This is a genomic window from Nostoc sp. S13 (genome assembly GCF_029379315.1).
GTDB lineage: Bacteria > Cyanobacteriota > Cyanobacteriia > Cyanobacteriales > Nostocaceae > Nostoc.
Genome location: NZ_JAQYWQ010000042.1, coordinates 1 through 19,820 on the forward strand (window position 1 = coordinate 1; position 19,820 = coordinate 19,820).

Here is a 19,820-nt window from a genome sequence, read left to right on the forward strand (position 1 = left end):
ATACAACGGGAAGAGTATCTCTATCTTATATTTAATTAAGTTGACCTACTTATAAACTTGGTTGCTATGCTCAGTGTTCTGCTTCGTCTGTAACGAAAGCACTTAAAAAATTATTGTCTCCACAATTTCGGCAAATCATACTATTATCGAACGCTCAGTATCGACTAACTGATCTTGGGTCTAAACGTTTAAGGGAAGAATTAGCCGAAAAACTGTTGCTTCAATAACTATATTGAGAGGGTCTGTATGCAGTTAATGTTATTTAGTTAAAAATTCCCAAATACTAAAAATAACCAATTGCTAATCTTAAAATAATTAGCAATTGGCTATATATTACAATGCACTACAAATAAATAATTAGCTATTCCCTAAGTTAGTGCTTCAGCACCACCAACAACCTCAAGGAGTTCTTGGGTAATTGCAGCTTGTCGGGCTTTGTTGTAAGACAGCGTAAGGGTATTAATTAGTTCACCGGCATTGTCACTGGCATTACTCATGGCTGTCATTCGCGCTGCTAGTTCACTAGCCGCAGATTCTTGCAGCGCCCGCAATAGCTGGTTACTCAGATACAAGGGCAATAGAGAATCGAGAATCTGCACTGGATCTTGCTCGAAAATCATGTCAGGAGCCAACGGGCGGACTTGCTTAGTCACTTTCTCGCGTTCTACTTCAAATTTACCGCCACGGGTTGTCAAGCGGAAGATTTCATCATCGGCTGCTTCTAGACCTTGCGGATCGAGGGGCAATAAGGTTTGCACCACAGGACGGGAGCTAACCAAGGAAAGGAATCTGGTATAGATTAACTCGATGCGGTCTACTTTTTCCGAAAGGAACAAGGAAAGTAGTTGATCGGCAATCTCATTGGCTTCCGGTGCGGTGGGAATTTGCTCTAGGCCGCTGTAAGTAGCATCAATGGGCTGATCGCGGCGTTGAAAGTACTGTGTAGCTTTGCGTCCGACGAGCACAAATGTATAGTCTATACCTTCTGCCTTAATTTCCTTGGCGCGGTTTTCTGCACGACGGATAACGTTATTATTGTAACCGCCGCATAGACCGCGATCGCCTGAAATAACCAACAGCCCGACTGACTTAACTTCCCGTTTTTTCAGTAGTGGTAAGTTTGCCTCTTCAAAGCGCAGACGGCTTTGCAAACCATACAATACTTGCGCCAAGCGATCGGCAAAGGGGCGAGTCGCTAGCACTTGTTCTTGCGCCCGACGCACTCTAGCTGCTGCAACTAGACGCATGGCTTCTGTGATTTTTTTGGTGTTTTTGACCGACTGAATGCGATCGCGTATTGCTTTTAGATTGGCCATATTCCGATTTTAGATTTTAGATTTTAGATTTTAGATTTGGGGTTTCGGATTTTAGATTTAATCCAAAATCCGTCTTGGAAAGTCTGAGCGCCGGAAACCGGCGCTCAGACTTTCCGCAAAATTCCAAAATCCAAAATTGCTAGGCTCTAGCTTTGAAGGTCTTCTTGTATTCGGTGAGTGCTTCCTTCAAGGCAGCTTCTTCTGCGTCACCTAGTGCTTTGGAGGCTTGTACTCCTTGTACATACTGGGTTTTTCCAGTCTTTAAGAACTCACGCAGACCTTGGGTAAAGCTAGTGACTTTTTCTACAGGTACATCATCTAAGTACCCATTAATACCAGCATATAAAATTGCTACTTGCTCGTATACCGAGAGTGGCGAATTTTGTGGCTGTTTGAGGAGTTCGCGCAACCGTTGACCCCGTGCCAACTGGTCTTGAGTGGCTTTATCCAAATCGGAGGCAAATTGGGCGAAGGCTTGCAGGTCGTCAAATTGGGCTAGTTCCAATTTAATCTTACCGGCAACTTTTTTCATTGCTTTGGTTTGAGCCGCAGAACCCACACGGGATACGGAAATACCAGGGTTTACAGCCGGACGGATACCAGCGTTAAACAGGTCAGAAGACAGGAATATCTGACCATCGGTAATGGAAATTACATTGGTGGGGATGTATGCCGAAACGTCACCAGCTTGGGTTTCGATGATTGGCAGGGCGGTCATACTGCCTTTACCTAATTCATCACTCAGCTTTGCTGCTCTTTCTAACAAGCGAGAGTGGATGTAGAATACATCTCCAGGGTAGGCTTCGCGTCCGGGTGGACGACGCAGCAATAGGGACATCTGCCGATAAGCTTGGGCTTGCTTGGAGAGGTCATCGTAAATTACAAGGGTAGCTTTACCCTTGTACATAAAGTACTCAGCAATACTTGCGCCTGTGTAAGGAGCTAGATATTGCAGGGTTGCTGGTTCACTGGCACTAGCAAAGACAACAACGGTGTAATCCATCGCACCTTTTTCTTGCAATGTCTGCACCACGTTAGCAACTGTGGAAGCCTTTTGACCGATCGCAACGTAAACACAAACTACATCTTCTTCTTTTTGGTTGATGATGGTGTCGATCGCGATCGCAGTTTTACCGGTTTGGCGATCGCCAATAATCAATTCCCGCTGACCACGACCGATGGGAATCATTGAGTCAATAGCTGTGATACCCGTTTGCATGGGTTCGTGTACAGATCGACGAGCAATGATACCGGGTGCTGGAGATTCAATCAAACGGCTTTCTGAAGACTTGATGTCTCCCTTGCCATCAATGGGACGACCCAAAGCGTCTACAACTCGTCCAATTAAGGCTTCTCCTACGGGTACTTGGGCAATTCTACCAGTAGCGGTTACAGAACTACCTTCTTGAATTTCCAGCCCTTCACCCATAAGCACCGCGCCCACGTTGTCTTCTTCTAAGTTCTGGGCGATGCCAATTGTGCCATCTTCAAATTCTAAGAGTTCCCCAGACATAGCCTTTTCCAGACCATAGATCCGGGCAATACCGTCACCTACTTGGAGGACAGTACCAACGTTAGCAACTTTGACTTCTTGGTCGTATTGCTCGATTTGTTTTTGAATAATGCTGCTAATTTCGTCAGGTCTAATTGATATGCTCATGTGTCTATCTTTTTTGCTTTGAGACGGAAAAATTAATTCAGTCAGGAGTGAGACGGAAAAATTAATTCAGTTACGAGTTAAGAGTTAGGAGTGATGAGTTAAAAATGCAAAAATTACAAGTTAAAAGTCAAAATAAATTATTATTTATTTAACTCCTAACCGGAGGTGGAGCGTCTCCGGCTCCGCTCCTAACTCCTGTACAGACGCGATTAATCGCGTCTCTCCTAACTCCTGTACAGACGCGATTAATCGCGTCTCTCCTAACTTTCTAGCTACTGGTTAAGCGCAATGAAAGGCGGCGCAACTGACCCCGAATACTGGCGTCAATTACCTGCGAACCTACTTTAATGATCACACCACCGATTAACTCGCCCTCTACCTTGGTTTCTAGTTCTACCTGGCGAGCATTCGTGATGGCAATGACCTTTTGGATGATTGCCTGCTGTTGAGCTTCTGTGAGGGGAACGGCTGAAATTACTTCCGCTAATACGGTTTGATTCAGCTGCCGCAACAGCGCCAGATACTGTTGAAAAATTGATTCCAAGAAGGCAATGCGCCGTTTATCTACTAGTATTAGCAAAAAATTGCGTAAGTAGGGGTTGGCGCCTTCACCGAGTATTTGTTTGATCAGAGCTTTTTTGTTCTCAGACTGAACAAACGGGTTGCTGAAGAAGTTGTGTAGCTGTTTGTCTGCTCTCAGCAGTCCCAGGAAAGTACGCGCATCTTCCCCGAACTCTTCTGTCAAATTTTTCGATTGCGCTATTGACAAAAGTGCCTGTGCATAAGGTTGGGCTACTTCGGCTGTTGCTACTTGGCTTGTCATACATTGCCTCCGAGTTGTGCGATGCTGCGGTCAATTAAACTTTGTTGAGCATCGTCGGCAATGCCGCCTTTGAGTTGCGATTCGACTTTTTGCAATGCTAGTATAGCAACCCGTTGCCGCAGTTGGGCGATCGCTCGCTCTGTTTCGGTGTTTAAATCTGCTGCTGCTGTTTGTTTCAAGCGTTCTACGTCTTGCACTGCTTTCGCTAACAAGGCTTCTTTCGCTTTTTGGGCGTTTTCTTCAGCAGATTTGCGGATGCTTTGTGCTTCTGCCTGAGATTGCTTCAACTGCTCTTGCGCTTGGGAAAGGGCAATCTTTGCCTCTTGCAAGCGCCCTTCTGCTTCCTGAATTGCGGTGGCAATATTGGATTGTCGCTCGTTCAGGATATTGCTTAAAACTTTACGTCCGAAGTAGAATAATATGCCAACCAGAATCGCTAGATTTATCAGGTTGGTTTCAAAAATGTCTAAGTTTAGACCGAAACCACCTTCTGCTGCGCCTTCTGCCAATTCAGACTGAACAGCGTTTGCTTCTGCGGCAAGTAATAAGAATGTGCCCATGATACCCATTTACAAGTGCGCTGCTCGCTTGCTAATACGTTGTATTTTCCCGTAGTAAATAAAGTATCTTTATCCAGTAGGGAAAAAGTGCCTTTTTTCGACACTTAATTAAGCGCTCTGGACTAGTGCCCAGTTGCGCGTATCCTTTGACAGAACCAGTCTTGTCAGCTTATCTAACAGGAGTTGGCCCCAATATTTTGTCTAGAATCTGGCTGCTTAAAGCATCAACTCGTTGCTCTAAGGTATGCAAAGCTTCCTGTTTTTGTTGTTCTATTTCAACAGCAGCTTGTTCTCGTTGAGACTGAGCTTCCTTTTGGGCCTCAGCGATTTTCTCGGCAGTAATTTTCTTAGCTTCCAGTTGAGCTGCTTCTACAGTAGCTTGCGATTGTCTACGAGCGTCTGCGAGTTGCTGCTCATATTCGGCGGCTAAACGCTCGGCTTTTGCCAAGCTTTCCTTTGCCTCAAGGGTATTCTTTCGGATATAGTTATCGCGATCGTCCAGTACCTTGGTCAGTGGCTTATAGAAAATTACATTCAACAAAGCTGCCAATAGCAGGAACTGCAATGCCATGAAGGGCAAGGTAGCATTGAAATCAAACATTTCTCTCCTCTTTGGCTGGAGTAGCAGTTTTCATGGCTAGCAACATCATCCAACCTTTCATATTTTAGAAACCCAGAGCCAACAAGGGGCAAGGGATTTTGGATTTTAGATTGCTGATAACGTCACGGAGAGCGAGTCTTGCTTACGGTACGCTGTTCGTGTTCGAGCGTCTTTGGGATTGATAGCCACAGCAAGCCTGCGTAGTTCAGAGATTTTAGATTGACGATTTTAGATTTGAGAGCAGGCATAGCTCAGGAGCATATACAGAAAACTCTTGATCATCCAAAATCCAAAATCTAAAATCAGTACTCAACTTAACATCAGAACGACTAGATACCCAAAATATTTTCGATTGTAGAGGCGTGATGATTCACGTCTCCACACTCACAAAAACTTTTAGGTCTTATCCTGCGAAGGGATTAGCAAACAGCAGTACCAGGGCAATCACTAGACCATAAATAGTCAGGGATTCCATGAAAGCCAAGGTTAATAGCAGAGTGCCGCGAATTTTTCCTTCTGCTTCTGGTTGACGGGCAATACCTTCTACTGCTTGTCCAGCAGCATTTCCTTGACCAATACCAGGGCCAATTGCAGCTAAACCAATCGCTAAAGCAGCAGCGAGAACTGAAGCAGCCTGCACTAATGGATCCATGTTGATTTTCCTTGCTTTGATTACAAAACTAACAAACATTACGTTAACGACTAGAAACGTGTTTTTCACGCTGCACCGGGTTCTTAGATCGCGCTTTGCGATGTTTTGAGCGAAAATGCTCTTGGAACTGTGCTATCAACTGAGAAGTTTAATGCTCCTCATGCTCTTCTTCACCATGTCCCTCGATCGCCTCATGAATGTATGCTCCAGCTAGGGTAGCAAAAACCAGGGCTTGAATGGCACTGGTAAATAAACCCAAAGCCATTACAGGTAGAGGTACAAATAGAGGAACTAGCAGAACCAGCACCGCTACTACCAATTCATCCGCTAATATATTGCCAAATAGCCGGAAGCTTAGGGAGAGGGGCTTAGTAAAATCTTCGAGAATTGCGATCGGCAATAGAATGGGTGTCGGCTCTATATATTTCTTAAAGTAGCCCAAACCCCGCTTGCTAAAACCTGCGTAAAAATACGCTAAAGAGGTCAGCAGTGCCAATGCAACAGTCGTATTGATGTCATTCGTGGGAGCTGCCAATTCACCCGAAGGCAGCTTGATGAGCTTCCAGGGAATTAACGCCCCTGACCAGTTCGATACGAAAATAAACAGAAACAATGTACCAATAAATGGCACCCAAGGGCGGTAATCTTTCTCACCTAGTTGGTCTTTCGCCAAACCACGAATAAATTCTAGGGCATATTCCATCAAATTTTGGATGCCACTGGGAATTCTTTGTGCATTGCGAGTAGCTGCTATTGAGGCCACTACTAAAATGCTAATCACAAACCATGATGTGAGAAAAACTTGCCCATGAATTTTAAGATTGCCCAACTGCCAGTAGAAATGTTGACCTACTTCTAATGCGGCGAGGGGAAAAGAATTAAAGGCGTTTAAGACACTAAGCATTTGCATTCTTCAAGCATTTTCCCCAACGAGCGAGGATGGGATTACTATGTTTGTGAGCCTGACTTTTTAAGAATCAGGAATGAACGCAATTTGCACCATATAGACGAGTAGCGTGGCTTTGTAAGTCAGAAATCCCAAAAATATGGGCAGAATCTGTAGCTCACGCCATTGAGTTGCCACGATGATTACTCCCATAAATAGAGCAAAACGAGTTTTGCTCAGACTGGTTTTCTCACTACCGAGCTGCTCAACGTCTCTAGCCAGCATTTTTAAGTAAACCACACCTGTACACGCCCCAATTAAATAATTAAGGGCAATGTTCAAGGAATAAAAAATCCACACAGAGATAAAAATAACCCCCGTCAAGACAAGCGTGATTACCAACAATCGCTGGAAGAGTTGATAGAACTCTTGCATGGACTTACCTGATTCTGTCTCTTCAGAACCAGTTTTAGCATCTTGTTGCGTTGTCGGAGTGGGCGCAATTGATTCGTCAGACAAGCTCACGAGACTTGAAACCAGTACAGTTAAACATGATGACTGCACATTCAGTCAGATGAATCATATCACGATCCGGTAACAATACTTTAGGAAAAAACAATTAACTTCTTGTCAACGTTAGACAGTCAGTATCGCGCCCCCAGCAGTGAGGGAGTGAGGGGGTGAATAATCAATAATCGCTGCCTAAAAATTCAAAATTTCTGATAATTCCAGCTTTTTTGAGGAAATAATTCTCCTCTAAAGTCGTGACATAGCATCTTGGTATTTGATCAAGTCGGTGTGAATAAAATCAACTGGTGCTTCAGGAGTGTATGGGCGTACCGCAAATCAGAAATCGTAGAGTAGCGGCTTGTGATTAAACATTGCACCATTGCTGAATTCCAGAAAACTTTAACTTTTAGGATGTACAATAACCCCGTTTCTTGGGCACTTTCCTAATTTACATTAATTTGCCGTAAGTGTTGAACAGCGAGCGCTGTTCAACACCAGTATAAATTTGTTTTGTTAACTCCGTATCTGAGTCCAGTGTAATTAAGCAGGTGTCAATAAAATCAGCTGCTGCTTCAGAAGCGTTCTTACCCCATCCAATCCCAGTTGCACACTTGCCAAAATATCTGCAACTGTGGAATTGTTATCACATCTTTGCATAAACTCAAACTCTGCTACTGATAAATTAACAATCTGGTAATCGTAATTAAAGAAACATTGACTGGGAAATCCCTGAATGCAAGGATTAAGTTCGGGAATCGCTATCAATAGGGCGTTATCGTCTGTCCAGTCGGCTTTGATTAAGGGAGGACGACCGAGGAAAAACTCGTAATGAGTTACTTCTGGATCTAATAATTCTATCAGGCGGTAAAGCTGGCGTTGGTTTAGCCCGCCGCAGGCATCGGTCAATCCTTTTACCCGTTCTAGTAACTCTGGTGCTTTCCCTAAAAGTCTCTCCAAATCCCAGAAACTCGGATTCGAGAAACCAATAAACTCCAATCCCGAAGCATCAATTAATTCAAACAGCGTCTCAATGTTGTAATCAATTTCCTGGGGATGAACGTACATATCAGCAAAGTATTCATCCTTGTAGTTTTCTAATGACCAACGTTGTTTATTGTATTTGACAATTCGGTTATTTTCTGGTAATGAAGCGAAGATTTGCCGCCCAACTTGGACGCCATCGCGGTAGTCGCCTTTTTTGTCACCTTGAATAAGTGCGATCGCTTTTTGCATGAGTTGAATTTCCCAGCGTCCCAATTCTCCATACACAAAAATGTGCATCAAGCCGCCTGGGGCTAATTTGTTCGCCAAAGCTTGAATACCGCGAATTGGATCAGGGGTATGATGTAAAACGCCAACGCAGTTAATTAAATCAAACTCACCCGGCAACTGTTCCACGTCAAACAAGCTGAGGTGATGAAATTCAACGCGATTAGCCCCTGAACGCTGACAACGTTCTTTAGCGACAGCTAAAGCGCCGCTACTGAGGTCAATTCCCACCACAGAAGCTTGAGGATTCAGGTGAACTAGGTACTCTGTACCTACACCAGTACCGCAACCTGCATCTAAAATCCGAATATCTTGCCTTTGAGGTTTTTCACCTGTGCAGAAGTTATGAGCCGCTAGCCAGTTCCAGCGCCAGTTATAGCCTGGAGGTGGTTCATCCAACAGGGCTTCCGGCGGAAAGGGGTAGGTATTGTAGAGTTTGGCAACAGCAGCACTAACAGTTTGGGAATCGGACATGATCAGGAATAACGCAGCATTTCTGAGTTTAGCGGATAGTGGATGATTAGGGCAAAGATTACTATTGCTTATTTCCTGCTACTTATCCAACAGCAAAGTCTGTAAATTCGCGTTTATAAGGAGCGTGAAATCCTAATACAATATCTTCTTTAGGTACACCAGCCGCGATTAATTCGTTAGCGATACCGATTTCTGTACCATCTCTTTGTATCCAAATTTTTTTGCCTTTGATATCAACATGAATGATGATTCCATAAATTCTCCGTTGTTCTTTCCAGCCAATATTTAAGACTTGATAATGATGGCGTTCTGCGTCAAACAACAATTGAACCTCGGTGCCATTAGCCACGTCGTTAGCGGAATGGTTACTTAAAATATCTTGAATTATTTGAGAGTAATTTATTCCTTCCATAAAACAATGTCCTGACTTAACGAATTAAATATTAAAAGTTTAATTTGATATTCTTTTAAAGAATCTTGAATAAATTGACGGGAGAAAAAGTCTTGGTATGTATCTTGGCTAATAGCTAGATATAAAAGGCGTTCTGGCTCTTCTTTTTTTAATGCTAGCCGATAATTCAGGGTTTGACCTAAAGCGAGATGAAATTCAGTTACTTCCGACGCACCTATAAAGGATTTAACTTCTACGGCTATTTTTTGACCTTGTTTTTGTGCGGCTAATAATCTTTCTGCTCCTAAATCCACAAAAAATTCAATGTCATCAACTTTCAGATGTAGTGGATTATGGGTAATGATCCAACCATCTTTTTCTAAAGCAGTGCGGACAGATTGATGAAATATATCTTTAGATGGCATAGGGAAATGGATAGGTATTGTAGAGTTTGGCAACAGCAGCACTAACAGTTTGGGAATCGGACATGATAAATAAATCTTGGGGCAATTCTGAGTTTATCGAATCTCGGATGCTAATAAGCATTGAAGAAGAATTCAGAAGTCAGAATTCAGGAGTCAGAATGCAATCAGTGGGGGATTCAGACCCGCCACTGATTGAAGACCACCAAATTTTCTTGTTTTGTGGGGGTCTTAAACGCCGTTTATTCATCCACCAGTCGCACAAAATACCCAAGTGAATTCTGGCGACTGGCACCTTTATTCTGTTTGATAAGGAGTAAAATTCAAGCCAATAGAATTAATAACGTTGTATTACAGATGGTAGATTACGGTTTGTCGGGTAAAGTTGCCCTAGTAACTGGTGTAAGCCGACACATGGGAATTGGTGCAGCGATCGCTCATTCACTTGCTGCATCTGGAGCAAATATCTTTACGACTTATTATCGACCATACGATAAGCTGATGCCTTGGGGTAGCAATTTTCATGAGGCAGAAGAAATCATTGAATCACTAAAATTATAAGGAGTCAAAGCCGCAGGGGTTGAGGTTAACTTGGCTGAGTCAGAAATGCCCAAAAAACTTTTTGACCACATTGAGGGCAGTCTGGGACAAGTAGATATTCTAATTAACAATGCCGCTCACGATCAACAAGCAGATATATACTCTTTATCATCCGAATTACTTGATACTCATTACACCGTAAATATTCGAGGTACTACATTGTTGTGTGGCGAATTTGCTAATCGCCATGATGGACGGCCAGGAGGACGAATTATCAATCTTACCTCTGGTCAAAGTCTGGCTCCTATGTCCAAAAACCTACCCTACGCTATTAGCAAAGGAGCAATAGAAGCGCTGACTCTAAGTCTCAGTGCTAGCCTAGCAAGTAAAAATATTAGTGTAAATGCCGTAGATCCTGGGGCAACAGATACAGGCTGGATGAGTAATGAAATCCGCTCAAAAATTGAGGAAAAAGCACCGTTTGGTCGTTTAGGTACACCAGCAGATGCCGCGCGTATCATATTATTTCTCGCCTCATTGCAAGGACAGTGGATTACAGGGCAAATTATTCGTTCTAGAGGTGGACAGTAACTTCATTCTGCCGTTTTCTATAAGAATGCGATAATCTTTCCATATCTTTGTTTTAACCTGTATTTACTTGTATGATTTACAACCAATCAGAGTTTGATTTACGCTGTGAATGGGGCCCACAAGGAGTTGCTCAACTCGCTCCCATAAGTGATGTAGTTGTGATAGTTGACGTTCTCTCTTTTTCTACCTGCGTGGAAATTGCCACCAATAATGGCGCGATAATTTTTCCCTATGCAATCAGAGATGAATCTGTCATAGATTATGCCAAGTCAGTGCGAGCAGAGTTGGCAAGTTATAGACAACGTTGGACTACAACAGGATATTCTCTCTCGCCAAAATCGGTGGTTCAGATTCCTGCTGGAACTAGACTAGTTTTACCCTCACCTAATGGTTCTTTTCTGACCTTACATACAGGGAATACACCAACTTTGGCTGGCTGCTTGCGAAATTGTCAAGCTGTGGCCGAGTTTGCTCAAAAGTATGGCGATAAAATCGCTGTGATTCCTGCCGGTGAGAGGTGGAAAGATGATGGTAGCCTACATCCTGCATTTGAAGATTTAATTGGTGCTGGGGCAATTCTCAGTTATTTATATGGCAGTCTATCACCAGAGGCTGAAGTGGCTGTGGCAACATTTCAGGCTTTCCAGCAGGATTTACCGGGGTACTTGAAAAAATGCAGTTCTGGTAAAGAGTTGATTGAAAAAGGCTTTGAGTCAGATGTTGAACTGTCAGCCGCTTACAATGTTAGTGACTGCGTGCCTTTATTTACTGATAATGCTTATGTAAATTACAGGCTACAAGGTTAATTAGGCATATGCCATATTTATATGCTTTTGCCTTGCCAAGTGAATTTTCTGTTTTTCCCAAGTAATGGTTGTGTCAATAATCTCATCTAAATCATTGTGCTTTGGTTGCCAACCCAAAACCCTACGGATTTTATCAGCACAAGCTGCAACACAGGCAGGATCGCCCGGACGACGTGGTGCGGCAATAACGGGAAAATCTACACCAGAAATAGCCTTAACTCTTTCAATAACTTGTCGCACGCTGTATCCTTGCCCGTAACCGCAGTTGAAAATTTGGCTTTCCCCTCTTTTTTCTAAGTAATCCAAAGCATCTAAGTGAGCAGTGGCCAAATCCTCGACGTGGATATAGTCTCGGATGGCAGTTCCATCAGGTGTAGGAAAATCAGTACCAAAAATTCGTACTTCCGGCTTGCGATTGAGTGCCGCATCACAAGCAGCCCGAATCAAGTGAGTAGCATTCGGTGACATTTGCCCCAATAGTCCACTTGGTTGAGAACCTGCGACATTAAAGTAACGTAGAATTACGTAGTGTAATGAAGATACTGCTGCATAGTCCCGGATCACCCACTCACTCATCAACTTGGAACGTCCGTAAGGATTAATGGGCTGTGTAGGATTCGACTCAGTAACAGGATTTTCTTCTACTTCTCCGTACACTGCGGCTGTGCTGGAAAAAATCAACTTGTTAACGCCCATAACGCTACAGCAGTGCAGCAAATTTAAGGTGTTGCGGGTGTTGTTTGCGTAGTAATCGAGGGGATGAGCTACTGATTCTGGAACAATCAGACTAGCGGCAAAATGTAAGACGGCGCTGAATTCATGCTGGGCAAAAACTTGATAAAGATGCTCAGTGTCTACTAAATCGCCAATAATTAGTTTCCCGTGTAGTACAGATGTTGGTGAACTTGTAGAGCAGTTGTCGTAGACCACGACATCATAACCAGCTTCCCCCAGTTGACGAACTACATGGGAGCCAATGTAACCAGCACCGCCAGTTACCAATATTTTCTTTTTCATTTTTTTTCCTTATCTACCTTTACCTAACAAAACAACTCGAATGGTTTTGAAAGCGATCGCTAAATCCAACCAAATGGAATAATTCTTGATGTAATACAGATCGTAAGAAAGCTTTTCGTAAGCATCTTCAATAGATGCTCCATAGGGATACATAACCTGTGCCCAGCCTGTAATTCCCGGTTTTACCAGATAGCGTACTTCATAGTAGGGAATCGCTTCTTTGAGTTTGACATCAAATTCTGGTCGTTCTGGACGAGGCCCAATCAGACTCATTTCACCCTGTAAGACGTTCCATATTTGAGGTAATTCGTCAATACGTAACAAACGTAGCCAGTATCCGACTCTGGTGATCCGTGGATCGCGTTGACTAGCCCACTGCGCCCCCAACTTCTCTGCATCCTGATACATGGAGCGAAATTTATAAACTTTAAATGGTTTACCGTATAACCCACTTCGCTGCTGACTGTACAATACTGGGCCAGGACTATCTAATCTAATTAGCAATGCAACCAACAACAGAAGTGGTGCAACTAATACTAGTAAAAACAGTATCAATATGACATCAATAACTCGCTTCAGTTTCTTGCTGAAGTAACCAGGCATTAGGTTAAAACCATCGCTAAATGCCAACCATTTATCTTGTAGCAGCGATGAAGGTAGTTTATACCAAAATGTTTCGTAAACATCCGGCAATGTGTAAACCGGAATACCTCGCAAGCGCATCTGCATTAACTGTTGCGCTTCAGATGTGGAAAAATTTATCTGCGCTGTAACTATGACTCCAGACCAGGATTTTTGACTCCATTGCGACAAATCGCTCAGATTTCCCTGATAACTCAGATTGCTTTTTGGTAAGTCTATGGTTTTTTGATTTTCCTCTGCTAAAACAGTCAACTTTCCTAAAGGATTAAGTCCTAGCAATTTTTGGGCAAATTTGATGGCATTATCCCCTGCTCCTAATATTAACCAACGACTTTTCTCTTCGTGCGATCGCACCAATTTCACTGCCACCAAGCGCAATATCACTGCCCAAATGGTAAAGATTCCCAAGCTAGGTAGAAAGACACTCCGCCACGACACCGGGTTATGTTTGCCAATATCTGATAAGTAAATAAGGGCAGAGATGAAGAACGCGATCGCAACGTTACAAACAATAATTCGAGCCGGCGCTCTCAAACCTGCAATTTGCCGATCTGGATAGTAAGCATCTGCTAAATAAAATGCTGCAATTATCATGCAAACAAATCCATAAGGCAATGGATTGAGCCAATGTAAAGGTTGATCTAAACGCAACCATTGTGCGATCGCTAAACAAATGAGCAAGCCAAAAATATCCCCTAACAAGAGCAATATCGGGAGGCTGCGGACTATATTTGGCAACCTAGCATTGGCAGGGTAACTAACATAACTTGTAAGAGTCATTGATTTTTATTATTTTTCAGTATCCTGGTATTTCTTGGTTAATTAAAAGCAGCAAGAAATTTCAAGATGGTAATACTAAAAACTAGCCGTATTGTGTCAAAGCATAGAGAAACGATAAATTTTCTACTGCTATATTTTTCAAAGCAATTGGGTATTGAGTATTAGAAGATGGCAGGTAAATTCTCAGTGCCTTTGCATAATATGTCTATAAAAAACACATTTTACTTGCGTTGGCTGTCCGACTCACACGCACGATGTATTTAAAGTTCTTGCCTTGACATTTGCATAATGCCATGAATGTAGGCTATATAAACTTTAAATTTAAATCATTACAGTAAATTTACTTTGAAAGTACATATTTACAGATTGATAAAATAATAGCAAAAAATTTATTCTGTCTAAGAAGATGCTGTGATCAACTTCATATCAAGGATTTTAATTGATAAGATGCTGTTATCAACTTCATATCAAGGGTTGTCATTGGTTAAGGTACAGTAATATTCACATAGATTTGGTATTAAAGTAATTTAAAATTTTAATAAAGAATATCAAAGGTACGTTGACATTTAGATAATATTTCTGGGATAAAAAAAGATGTAATAAAAAGGAAAGCGATCTGAAAAAATTACAGATAGGTCTGGCATTTTATATATATTTAGTTTTTAAATAATTAAACCTAAATATGTCCAAATGACTATCTTGGACTACCAAATTTGCAGAGCAAAATTAGTAAGTATTTCAGGTATTCGAACATATTCCATGCCTCCTAACCAACAAGACCAAAACTCCCTAGATTTGCAACAATACTCGCTGATTCTGAAAAGGCGTTGGCTAGTCATAGCTGCGGTGACTGCCTCTATTTTTGGACTGTCAGCTTTAATTGCCATCAGACAAAAACCAATTTATGAAGCAGAAGGCAAGTTGCTTTTCAGTAAAACTGACCGTGTTTCTTCGCTGACAAGTCCCTCCACACAAGTTGGAGAGTTAAACGGTGTGACTCTACTAAGCAGCCCATTGGATACAGAAGCAGAGATAATTCGCTCCAATCCAATAGTTAAGAAAACCATTACTAGCCTAAGCCTGACAGATCAGAAAGGAACACCTCTAGAAAAAGATGAGTTTCTCAAAAAACTCAAGGCTAAAAGTATCCGAGGTACAGATATTTTGGCAATTTCTTACCGCAGTAGCGATCCAAAAGAAGCCGCAGCTGTTGTGAATTCGGTGATGAAATATTACCTGGCAAACAATATTAACGTTAATCAAGCCCAGGCAAGGGTTGCAAAGAGATTTTTAAGTAACCAATTGCCTGATGTAGAGACAAGGGTAGTTAGAGCAGAGACAGCTTTGCGTAAGTTTAAAGAAGAAAACAAGGTATTTGCTTTAGACCAAGAAGCTACCACAGGTGTAGAAAGGCTCAATGAGTTATCTGGTCAGATAACTCAAGCTCAGTCAAACTTGGTAGATGCCGAGACTCGCTCACAACTTCTACAACGTCAATTGAAATTGAATTCGCTGCAAGCTGTGGATATGGGCAATTTAAGTCAATCCAAAGGTGTGCAGGAGGTGCTAACAGAATATCAGAAAGTAGAAAACGAGTTAGCGGTGGCACAGACTCGCTATACAAATGAACATCCAGCGATCGTTAATTTGACGGCAAAAGCAGCAGCTCTCAAAAAACAGTTAGCAATGCGAGTTTCGGAAAACGCGGGCAGTGAAAAATCTGTACCAACGCAAAATTTACAGATGGGGGAACTCAAGCAGACTCTAACTGCTCAGTTGGTACAGTCGGATGTGGAACGTTCAGCATTAGCCAATCGAATTAGGGTTTTGCAAGATGCATACACAATGTCCCAAAAACGGTTGGGTGTCTTACCCCAATTGCAACAAAACCAGCAACAGCTAGAGCGACAGTTGCAAGTAGCACGAGGAACTTATGAAGAACTGCTGAAGCGATCGCAAGAAGTGGATGTCGCTGTCAATCAAAATGTCGGTAATGCACAGGTGGTATCTATGGCTTTACTTCCTAACAAAGCAGCTAACAAAATTACACTTTACCTTGCGCTAGGTGGATTTTTGGGAATTTTGCTAGGTGTGGGGATAGCTTTAATGTTGGAAGCTATGGATCAATCCCTGAAAACTATTGAGGAAGCTCAACAGCTATTTGATTATCCCTTACTCGGTACAATTCCTCACTTAGGTCAAAAATCTAAAGGTGGTGAGGCAGAGTCTTTACTAGAACTGCCAATGAGAGAGAATTCTTACTCAGTAGCAAATTCAGCCTTTGAGATGCTTCAGACAAACTTGGATTTTACCGTTTTTGAGAAACCGCTAAAAGTAATTGCTGTGGTTAGTTCAACTCCAGGTGAAGGCAGATCATTTGTGGCATCTAACCTGGCAGTAGCTAAAGCACATATGGGACGCAAAGTGCTGTTAGTAGATGCGGATATGCGTCACTCCTGCCAACAACAAATCTGGAAATTACCCAACTTGCTAGGACTGAGTAATGTTTTAGTCAGTCAAGCAGAGTTTTCCCGCACTACCCAAGAAGTATTGGTTAACTTAGATGTGCTAACTGTTGGCACAATTCCACCTAATCCGGTAGCATTGCTAAACTCACAGCGCATGGTTTTGTTAATTCAAGAGGCAGCCAAAGATTATGATTATGTCATTATTGATACTCCTGCCTTGAGTCTGTTTGGTGATGGACTGATGCTAGGCAAGATGGCAGATGGGATATTGCTGGTTGTACGTCCTGGAGTGCTTGACTCTGCTGTTGCTAAGAGTACGAAGATCATGCTTGAGCAAGCGCGATCGCGTGTTTTGGGAATGGTGGTGAATGGAGTTACTGCTGATAGTGGTTATATGCACTACAGCAAGAAGGGCTATTACGACAAAAAGAGTAGCGATGCCTACGGCGGCAAGCTACGGAATAGCAAGGATAAAGTGAAGTTGCCTAATATAGAATTTTCCTAACCCTTTAGTACGAGTTTTAAGCAATTTATTCTGTATTTTGAGAGAAAGTAATTTATCTAACGAAAATATTTTTAGTGAAAAATAGCTTTTTAAAGAATGGTTTCTACAATACATTGGGGGGAGCAGTCCGAATCGGATTAGCTGTACTCACAATTCCCATACTAATTCGGATGCTAGGAATTGAGGAATATGGGTTGTGGACATTGGCTTATGCGGTAGTGCAAGTAGTTAATTTAGCCGAGGCAGGTCTTTCTGTCGCAACTACAGTATTTGTCTCACACGACATAGAAAAAGAAGATACCGATGATTTATCCAATTCTCTTTCAGAGACATTGACTGTAACTTTTGGGGGGATGCTAATATTTGCAACCCTTGCCGCTATTGCCCTGTTATTTGGTGCTGAAGCAATTGTTAGTTTATTTCCTAAATTAGGGCAAGTCCAACAACTAACAATTCGACATGCTTTACAGATTGGTGGGTTAGTAGTGTGGGCAAGATTGCTTCAAAGGGTTTTAATTGGTGTGGAACAAGCCTATCAACGTTATGATTTGACAAATTTATTCAATACAATTGAATCGCTATTCCTTTCTTTTGGAATGTTAATAGTGACTTGGCTAGGAGGACGGACAATCGCCCTGATGCAGTGGCAAGCTGTAGCAGCTATAGCAATTTTATTGAGTCATGTCTGGGTGTTCCGAACTTTAACCTATAACATAAAACTGCACGTAAACTGGAACCAAAAAAGAGGATTAGCAATAGCTCGATATAGTCTGATGACTTGGCTAACCTCGTTAGGGGGAATGATTTTTGCCAGAGGCGATCGCCTAATTGTAGGAGCTTTATTAGGTTCTAAAATATTGGGAGTTTATGCGACAATTACCGATCTCACAACAGTGATTAATCGATTATCAGATTTACCTGTACAGCCTTTACTTCCTGCTCTCAGCAAGATAATAACAATATTAGATAAAGAGAAAAGTAAGCTGCAACAACAGATTAAGCAAGCAGTTGAAATTAATACACTAGTTGCATTAGGGCTAGGAACTATATTTTTTACACTGGCACCGTTTCTTATCCATGTAATGCTTGGAGATGTAGTTACCAGTGAATATATTTTGGCATTCCGAATTGAGATTATCATTGGGACACTCTATTCGTTGTATGCAGTAGGATATTACGTTTTATTCAGTGTGAATGCAGTTGTAGAGAATCTAGCAATTCACTTATTCAGTAGCCTATTTTCTATTTTGTTAATTTTCATTTTCTCAAGTAGGTTTGGATTAATAGGAGCGGTTCTAGGTAATGCAGGATTTTTGTGTGTTTTGTCAATTATATTTTTGGGGATGAAGTATCTCAATATAAATCCAAATTCTTGGTTAAGATGGTATAGTTTTCCATTGTTTTCTTTTATTGTTTTTGCTATCGTTGGATTTCTTATTAAGGATAGTTTGGAGTGTATTTTATGCTTATGCATTGTACAAGTTATCATGTTGATTAAGTGGTTTATTGATTCTCAGGCAACAGAAAAGGATGTGATTATTGAATATTTATATAATAAAATATTAAAAAATTCATTATTTCATAAAAATAAAAAATACTAATATTTACTTTTTTATTTCATATATAATCTATGAATTTTCAAGTTAAACTGGCGCAATTATATATTATGCTAGTACCATTTATTACTGCTTTCTCGCTAACTCCTTGGCTGCCACTACCTCTTTTATATATGATGCCTGTATCTATTTATTTGATAGTAGTAAGACGATTGAAGATATTTAAAGAAGATTTAGAAATTATATTAATGGTGATTCTAGGAATTCTAGGTATGTTCTTTGCATTAGATAAACTAGGCATCAAGAATCTGAATCATATTTGTGCAATCCTTACTTCTATATTTTTCTTCTACATTGTTTTTAAAAGTTTAATTAATAGATTTAAATCCATTAATGTATTGGCGAGTAGTTTGGCTTTTTCTCTTGCATTTGTTTCTATTTTTATAATTATTGAGTTCATAGTAAGTAATTATTTAGGCATTACCATTAGTGACTTTGTTCCCTATGGTAATACTAATAAATTAACAGATGCTACACTCATGGGAAGTATTATCAGACCGCGCGGTCTAGCTATAGAAGCGGGTCACATGGCAACTTTTTATGAATTGGCTTTACCACTTTCTTTCATCTACTTAAAAGATAAGCCGTTATCTATACTAATTAGCTACTATTCCCTTGTACTATCAGGTTATATACTCCTATTCAGTGCAGCGTCATTTGTTGCACTTCCATTAGCAATATTAGTGAGTGCGGTTATCAGAATTCGTTCAAAAAGTTCTATTGCTTTAGTGATTGGGATAGTCATGATTACGTTTATAGCTTTATCTTCTGATATCGCACGACCCTATATCAATGAAACTGTAGGTGTTAGATTAGAAATATTTTTAGATCCCTCTCAACGAGAAAACTCTGTTGCAGATGATAGAAGTGATATATATCAGACAATATCCAATTTATTCCTGGTTGCACCATTCGGAATCGGTTGGGGTACAGCTTCTCAAATGGCGGTGGATAATGAGGCATTTGCAGGCATTATGATGCCAGAAGGTGGAGGGTTTATCAGTTTGTATGGTGAGATATTAATTGCTTCTGGGTTACTCGGCTTACTACTTTTTTTAAGATTTATTACCAAGAAGATTATTCAATTATTGAGATTAAGTTCCTTAGAGTCTCAATTGGTTTTAATTGCTGTATTATCTCTTTCTATACATTACATATTTATATCTAATTACTGGTTTCCTATGCTTTGGCTGTCTTTAGTATTGGCAGATCATGTTTATAAAAATGAAAAATTTATCGCGTAATTTGCAAAGCCAAGTAAATTAGGCTTGAATTTTTACGTTATATGTCA

General features: G+C 41.2%; 19 protein-coding genes and 1 pseudogene. 6 read left to right on the forward strand and 14 right to left on the reverse strand.

Annotated elements, in window-relative coordinates:
- Positions 1-368: 368 nt before the first annotated feature.
- The 12 genes from PUQ00_RS15020 to PUQ00_RS15075 all read right to left on the reverse strand — a co-directional run bounded on the left by PUQ00_RS15020 (position 369) and on the right by PUQ00_RS15075 (position 9,688).
- On the reverse strand, positions 369-1,316 hold the full coding sequence (locus PUQ00_RS15020; protein ID WP_300417872.1) for a F0F1 ATP synthase subunit gamma: 948 nt from the start codon (positions 1,314-1,316) through the stop codon (positions 369-371).
- A 139-nt stretch (positions 1,317-1,455) separates the two neighbouring features.
- Positions 1,456-2,976 (reverse strand): F0F1 ATP synthase subunit alpha, encoded by a 1,521-nt coding sequence (atpA, locus tag PUQ00_RS15025; RefSeq protein WP_300417875.1) that lies wholly within the window; start codon positions 2,974-2,976, stop codon positions 1,456-1,458.
- A gap of 268 nt (positions 2,977-3,244) precedes the next feature.
- Positions 3,245-3,799, reverse strand: a complete 555-nt coding sequence (gene atpH, locus PUQ00_RS15030; protein WP_300417877.1) for an ATP synthase F1 subunit delta — start codon at positions 3,797-3,799, stop codon at positions 3,245-3,247.
- The gene (locus PUQ00_RS15035; protein WP_300417880.1) at positions 3,796-4,368 is read right to left on the reverse strand and encodes a F0F1 ATP synthase subunit B; all 573 of its coding nucleotides are present in this window, start codon (positions 4,366-4,368) and stop codon (positions 3,796-3,798) included. Before PUQ00_RS15035 ends, atpH begins: the two co-directional genes overlap by 4 nt.
- 160 nt (positions 4,369-4,528) lie before the next feature.
- Positions 4,529-4,960: a F0F1 ATP synthase subunit B' gene (locus tag PUQ00_RS15040; RefSeq protein ID WP_300417883.1), complete on the reverse strand. Its 432-nt coding sequence runs from the start codon at positions 4,958-4,960 to the stop codon at positions 4,529-4,531.
- 403 nt (positions 4,961-5,363) lie between these two features.
- Positions 5,364-5,612, reverse strand: a complete 249-nt coding sequence (gene atpE / locus PUQ00_RS15045) for an ATP synthase F0 subunit C (RefSeq protein WP_196521630.1) — start codon at positions 5,610-5,612, stop codon at positions 5,364-5,366.
- Positions 5,613-5,760: 148 nt separating this feature from the next.
- Complete coding sequence (gene atpB, locus PUQ00_RS15050; RefSeq protein ID WP_292801679.1) at positions 5,761-6,522, reverse strand: F0F1 ATP synthase subunit A; 762 nt, start codon at positions 6,520-6,522, stop codon at positions 5,761-5,763.
- A gap of 60 nt (positions 6,523-6,582) precedes the next feature.
- The gene (locus PUQ00_RS15055) at positions 6,583-7,023 is read right to left on the reverse strand and encodes an ATP synthase subunit I (protein WP_300417896.1); all 441 of its coding nucleotides are present in this window, start codon (positions 7,021-7,023) and stop codon (positions 6,583-6,585) included.
- Between the two features lie 525 nt (positions 7,024-7,548).
- Positions 7,549-8,751: a class I SAM-dependent methyltransferase gene (locus PUQ00_RS15060; protein WP_300417898.1), complete on the reverse strand. Its 1,203-nt coding sequence runs from the start codon at positions 8,749-8,751 to the stop codon at positions 7,549-7,551.
- An 82-nt stretch (positions 8,752-8,833) separates the two neighbouring features.
- Positions 8,834-9,163, reverse strand: coding sequence for a XisI protein (locus tag PUQ00_RS15065; protein ID WP_300417900.1), 330 nt, complete (start codon positions 9,161-9,163; stop codon positions 8,834-8,836).
- Positions 9,151-9,567: a XisH family protein gene (locus PUQ00_RS15070; protein ID WP_300417902.1), complete on the reverse strand. Its 417-nt coding sequence runs from the start codon at positions 9,565-9,567 to the stop codon at positions 9,151-9,153. Before PUQ00_RS15070 ends, PUQ00_RS15065 begins: the two co-directional genes overlap by 13 nt.
- Positions 9,557-9,688 carry a hypothetical protein gene (locus PUQ00_RS15075; protein ID WP_300417904.1) on the reverse strand — a complete coding sequence of 44 codons (132 nt, stop codon included), beginning with the start codon at positions 9,686-9,688 and terminating at the stop codon, positions 9,557-9,559. Before PUQ00_RS15075 ends, PUQ00_RS15070 begins: the two co-directional genes overlap by 11 nt.
- Before the next feature lie 233 nt (positions 9,689-9,921).
- Here PUQ00_RS15075 and PUQ00_RS15080 point away from each other — a divergent pair, with 233 nt between their 5' ends.
- The 3 genes and pseudogenes from PUQ00_RS15080 to PUQ00_RS15090 all read left to right on the forward strand — a co-directional run bounded on the left by PUQ00_RS15080 (position 9,922) and on the right by PUQ00_RS15090 (position 11,501).
- Positions 9,922-10,125, forward strand: a complete 204-nt coding sequence (locus PUQ00_RS15080; protein WP_300417906.1) for a hypothetical protein — start codon at positions 9,922-9,924, stop codon at positions 10,123-10,125.
- A gap of 15 nt (positions 10,126-10,140) precedes the next feature.
- Positions 10,141-10,695 (forward strand): annotated as a pseudogene (locus PUQ00_RS15085) (SDR family oxidoreductase); the annotation flags it as partial.
- A gap of 71 nt (positions 10,696-10,766) precedes the next feature.
- A complete protein-coding gene (locus PUQ00_RS15090) occupies positions 10,767-11,501 on the forward strand; it encodes a 2-phosphosulfolactate phosphatase (protein ID WP_300417908.1) in 735 nt (244 codons plus the stop codon).
- Here the strand turns inward: PUQ00_RS15090 and galE are convergent, their stop codons facing one another.
- Positions 11,502-12,518: a UDP-glucose 4-epimerase GalE gene (gene galE / locus PUQ00_RS15095; protein ID WP_300417911.1), complete on the reverse strand. Its 1,017-nt coding sequence runs from the start codon at positions 12,516-12,518 to the stop codon at positions 11,502-11,504.
- Between the two features lie 9 nt (positions 12,519-12,527).
- On the reverse strand, positions 12,528-13,940 hold the full coding sequence (locus PUQ00_RS15100; protein WP_300417912.1) for a sugar transferase: 1,413 nt from the start codon (positions 13,938-13,940) through the stop codon (positions 12,528-12,530).
- A gap of 759 nt (positions 13,941-14,699) precedes the next feature.
- On the opposite strand from PUQ00_RS15100, the gene PUQ00_RS15105 reads away from it, so the two are divergent.
- The 3 genes from PUQ00_RS15105 (at position 14,700) to PUQ00_RS15115 (ending at position 19,773) form a co-directional block, all read left to right on the forward strand.
- Positions 14,700-16,913, forward strand: a complete 2,214-nt coding sequence (locus PUQ00_RS15105; protein WP_300417915.1) for a polysaccharide biosynthesis tyrosine autokinase — start codon at positions 14,700-14,702, stop codon at positions 16,911-16,913.
- Between the two features lie 74 nt (positions 16,914-16,987).
- A complete protein-coding gene (locus PUQ00_RS15110) occupies positions 16,988-18,514 on the forward strand; it encodes an oligosaccharide flippase family protein (RefSeq protein WP_300417918.1) in 1,527 nt (508 codons plus the stop codon).
- Between the two features lie 29 nt (positions 18,515-18,543).
- The gene (locus PUQ00_RS15115) at positions 18,544-19,773 is read left to right on the forward strand and encodes an O-antigen ligase family protein (RefSeq protein WP_300417921.1); all 1,230 of its coding nucleotides are present in this window, start codon (positions 18,544-18,546) and stop codon (positions 19,771-19,773) included.
- Positions 19,774-19,820: the final 47 nt, after the last annotated feature.

What these genes read in the sequence shown, in the direction of transcription:
- PUQ00_RS15100 (WP_300417912.1), bottom strand. Translation starts at nt 13,940, where the DNA reads ATGACTCTTACAAGTTATGTTAGTTACCCTGCCAATGCTAGGTTGCCA.
- atpB (WP_292801679.1), bottom strand. Translation starts at nt 6,522, where the DNA reads ATGCAAATGCTTAGTGTCTTAAACGCCTTTAATTCTTTTCCCCTCGCC.
- PUQ00_RS15105 (WP_300417915.1), top strand. Translation starts at nt 14,700, where the DNA reads ATGCCTCCTAACCAACAAGACCAAAACTCCCTAGATTTGCAACAATAC.
- PUQ00_RS15035 (WP_300417880.1), bottom strand. Translation starts at nt 4,368, where the DNA reads ATGGGTATCATGGGCACATTCTTATTACTTGCCGCAGAAGCAAACGCT.
- PUQ00_RS15040 (WP_300417883.1), bottom strand. Translation starts at nt 4,960, where the DNA reads ATGTTTGATTTCAATGCTACCTTGCCCTTCATGGCATTGCAGTTCCTG.
- atpA (WP_300417875.1), bottom strand. Translation starts at nt 2,976, where the DNA reads ATGAGCATATCAATTAGACCTGACGAAATTAGCAGCATTATTCAAAAA.
- PUQ00_RS15020 (WP_300417872.1), bottom strand. Translation starts at nt 1,316, where the DNA reads ATGGCCAATCTAAAAGCAATACGCGATCGCATTCAGTCGGTCAAAAAC.
- galE (WP_300417911.1), bottom strand. Translation starts at nt 12,518, where the DNA reads ATGAAAAAGAAAATATTGGTAACTGGCGGTGCTGGTTACATTGGCTCC.
- PUQ00_RS15080 (WP_300417906.1), top strand. Translation starts at nt 9,922, where the DNA reads ATGGTAGATTACGGTTTGTCGGGTAAAGTTGCCCTAGTAACTGGTGTA.
- PUQ00_RS15075 (WP_300417904.1), bottom strand. Translation starts at nt 9,688, where the DNA reads ATGCTTATTAGCATCCGAGATTCGATAAACTCAGAATTGCCCCAAGAT.
- atpE (WP_196521630.1), bottom strand. Translation starts at nt 5,612, where the DNA reads ATGGATCCATTAGTGCAGGCTGCTTCAGTTCTCGCTGCTGCTTTAGCG.
- PUQ00_RS15060 (WP_300417898.1), bottom strand. Translation starts at nt 8,751, where the DNA reads ATGTCCGATTCCCAAACTGTTAGTGCTGCTGTTGCCAAACTCTACAAT.
- PUQ00_RS15070 (WP_300417902.1), bottom strand. Translation starts at nt 9,567, where the DNA reads ATGCCATCTAAAGATATATTTCATCAATCTGTCCGCACTGCTTTAGAA.
- PUQ00_RS15090 (WP_300417908.1), top strand. Translation starts at nt 10,767, where the DNA reads ATGATTTACAACCAATCAGAGTTTGATTTACGCTGTGAATGGGGCCCA.
- atpH (WP_300417877.1), bottom strand. Translation starts at nt 3,799, where the DNA reads ATGACAAGCCAAGTAGCAACAGCCGAAGTAGCCCAACCTTATGCACAG.
- PUQ00_RS15115 (WP_300417921.1), top strand. Translation starts at nt 18,544, where the DNA reads ATGAATTTTCAAGTTAAACTGGCGCAATTATATATTATGCTAGTACCA.
- PUQ00_RS15065 (WP_300417900.1), bottom strand. Translation starts at nt 9,163, where the DNA reads ATGGAAGGAATAAATTACTCTCAAATAATTCAAGATATTTTAAGTAAC.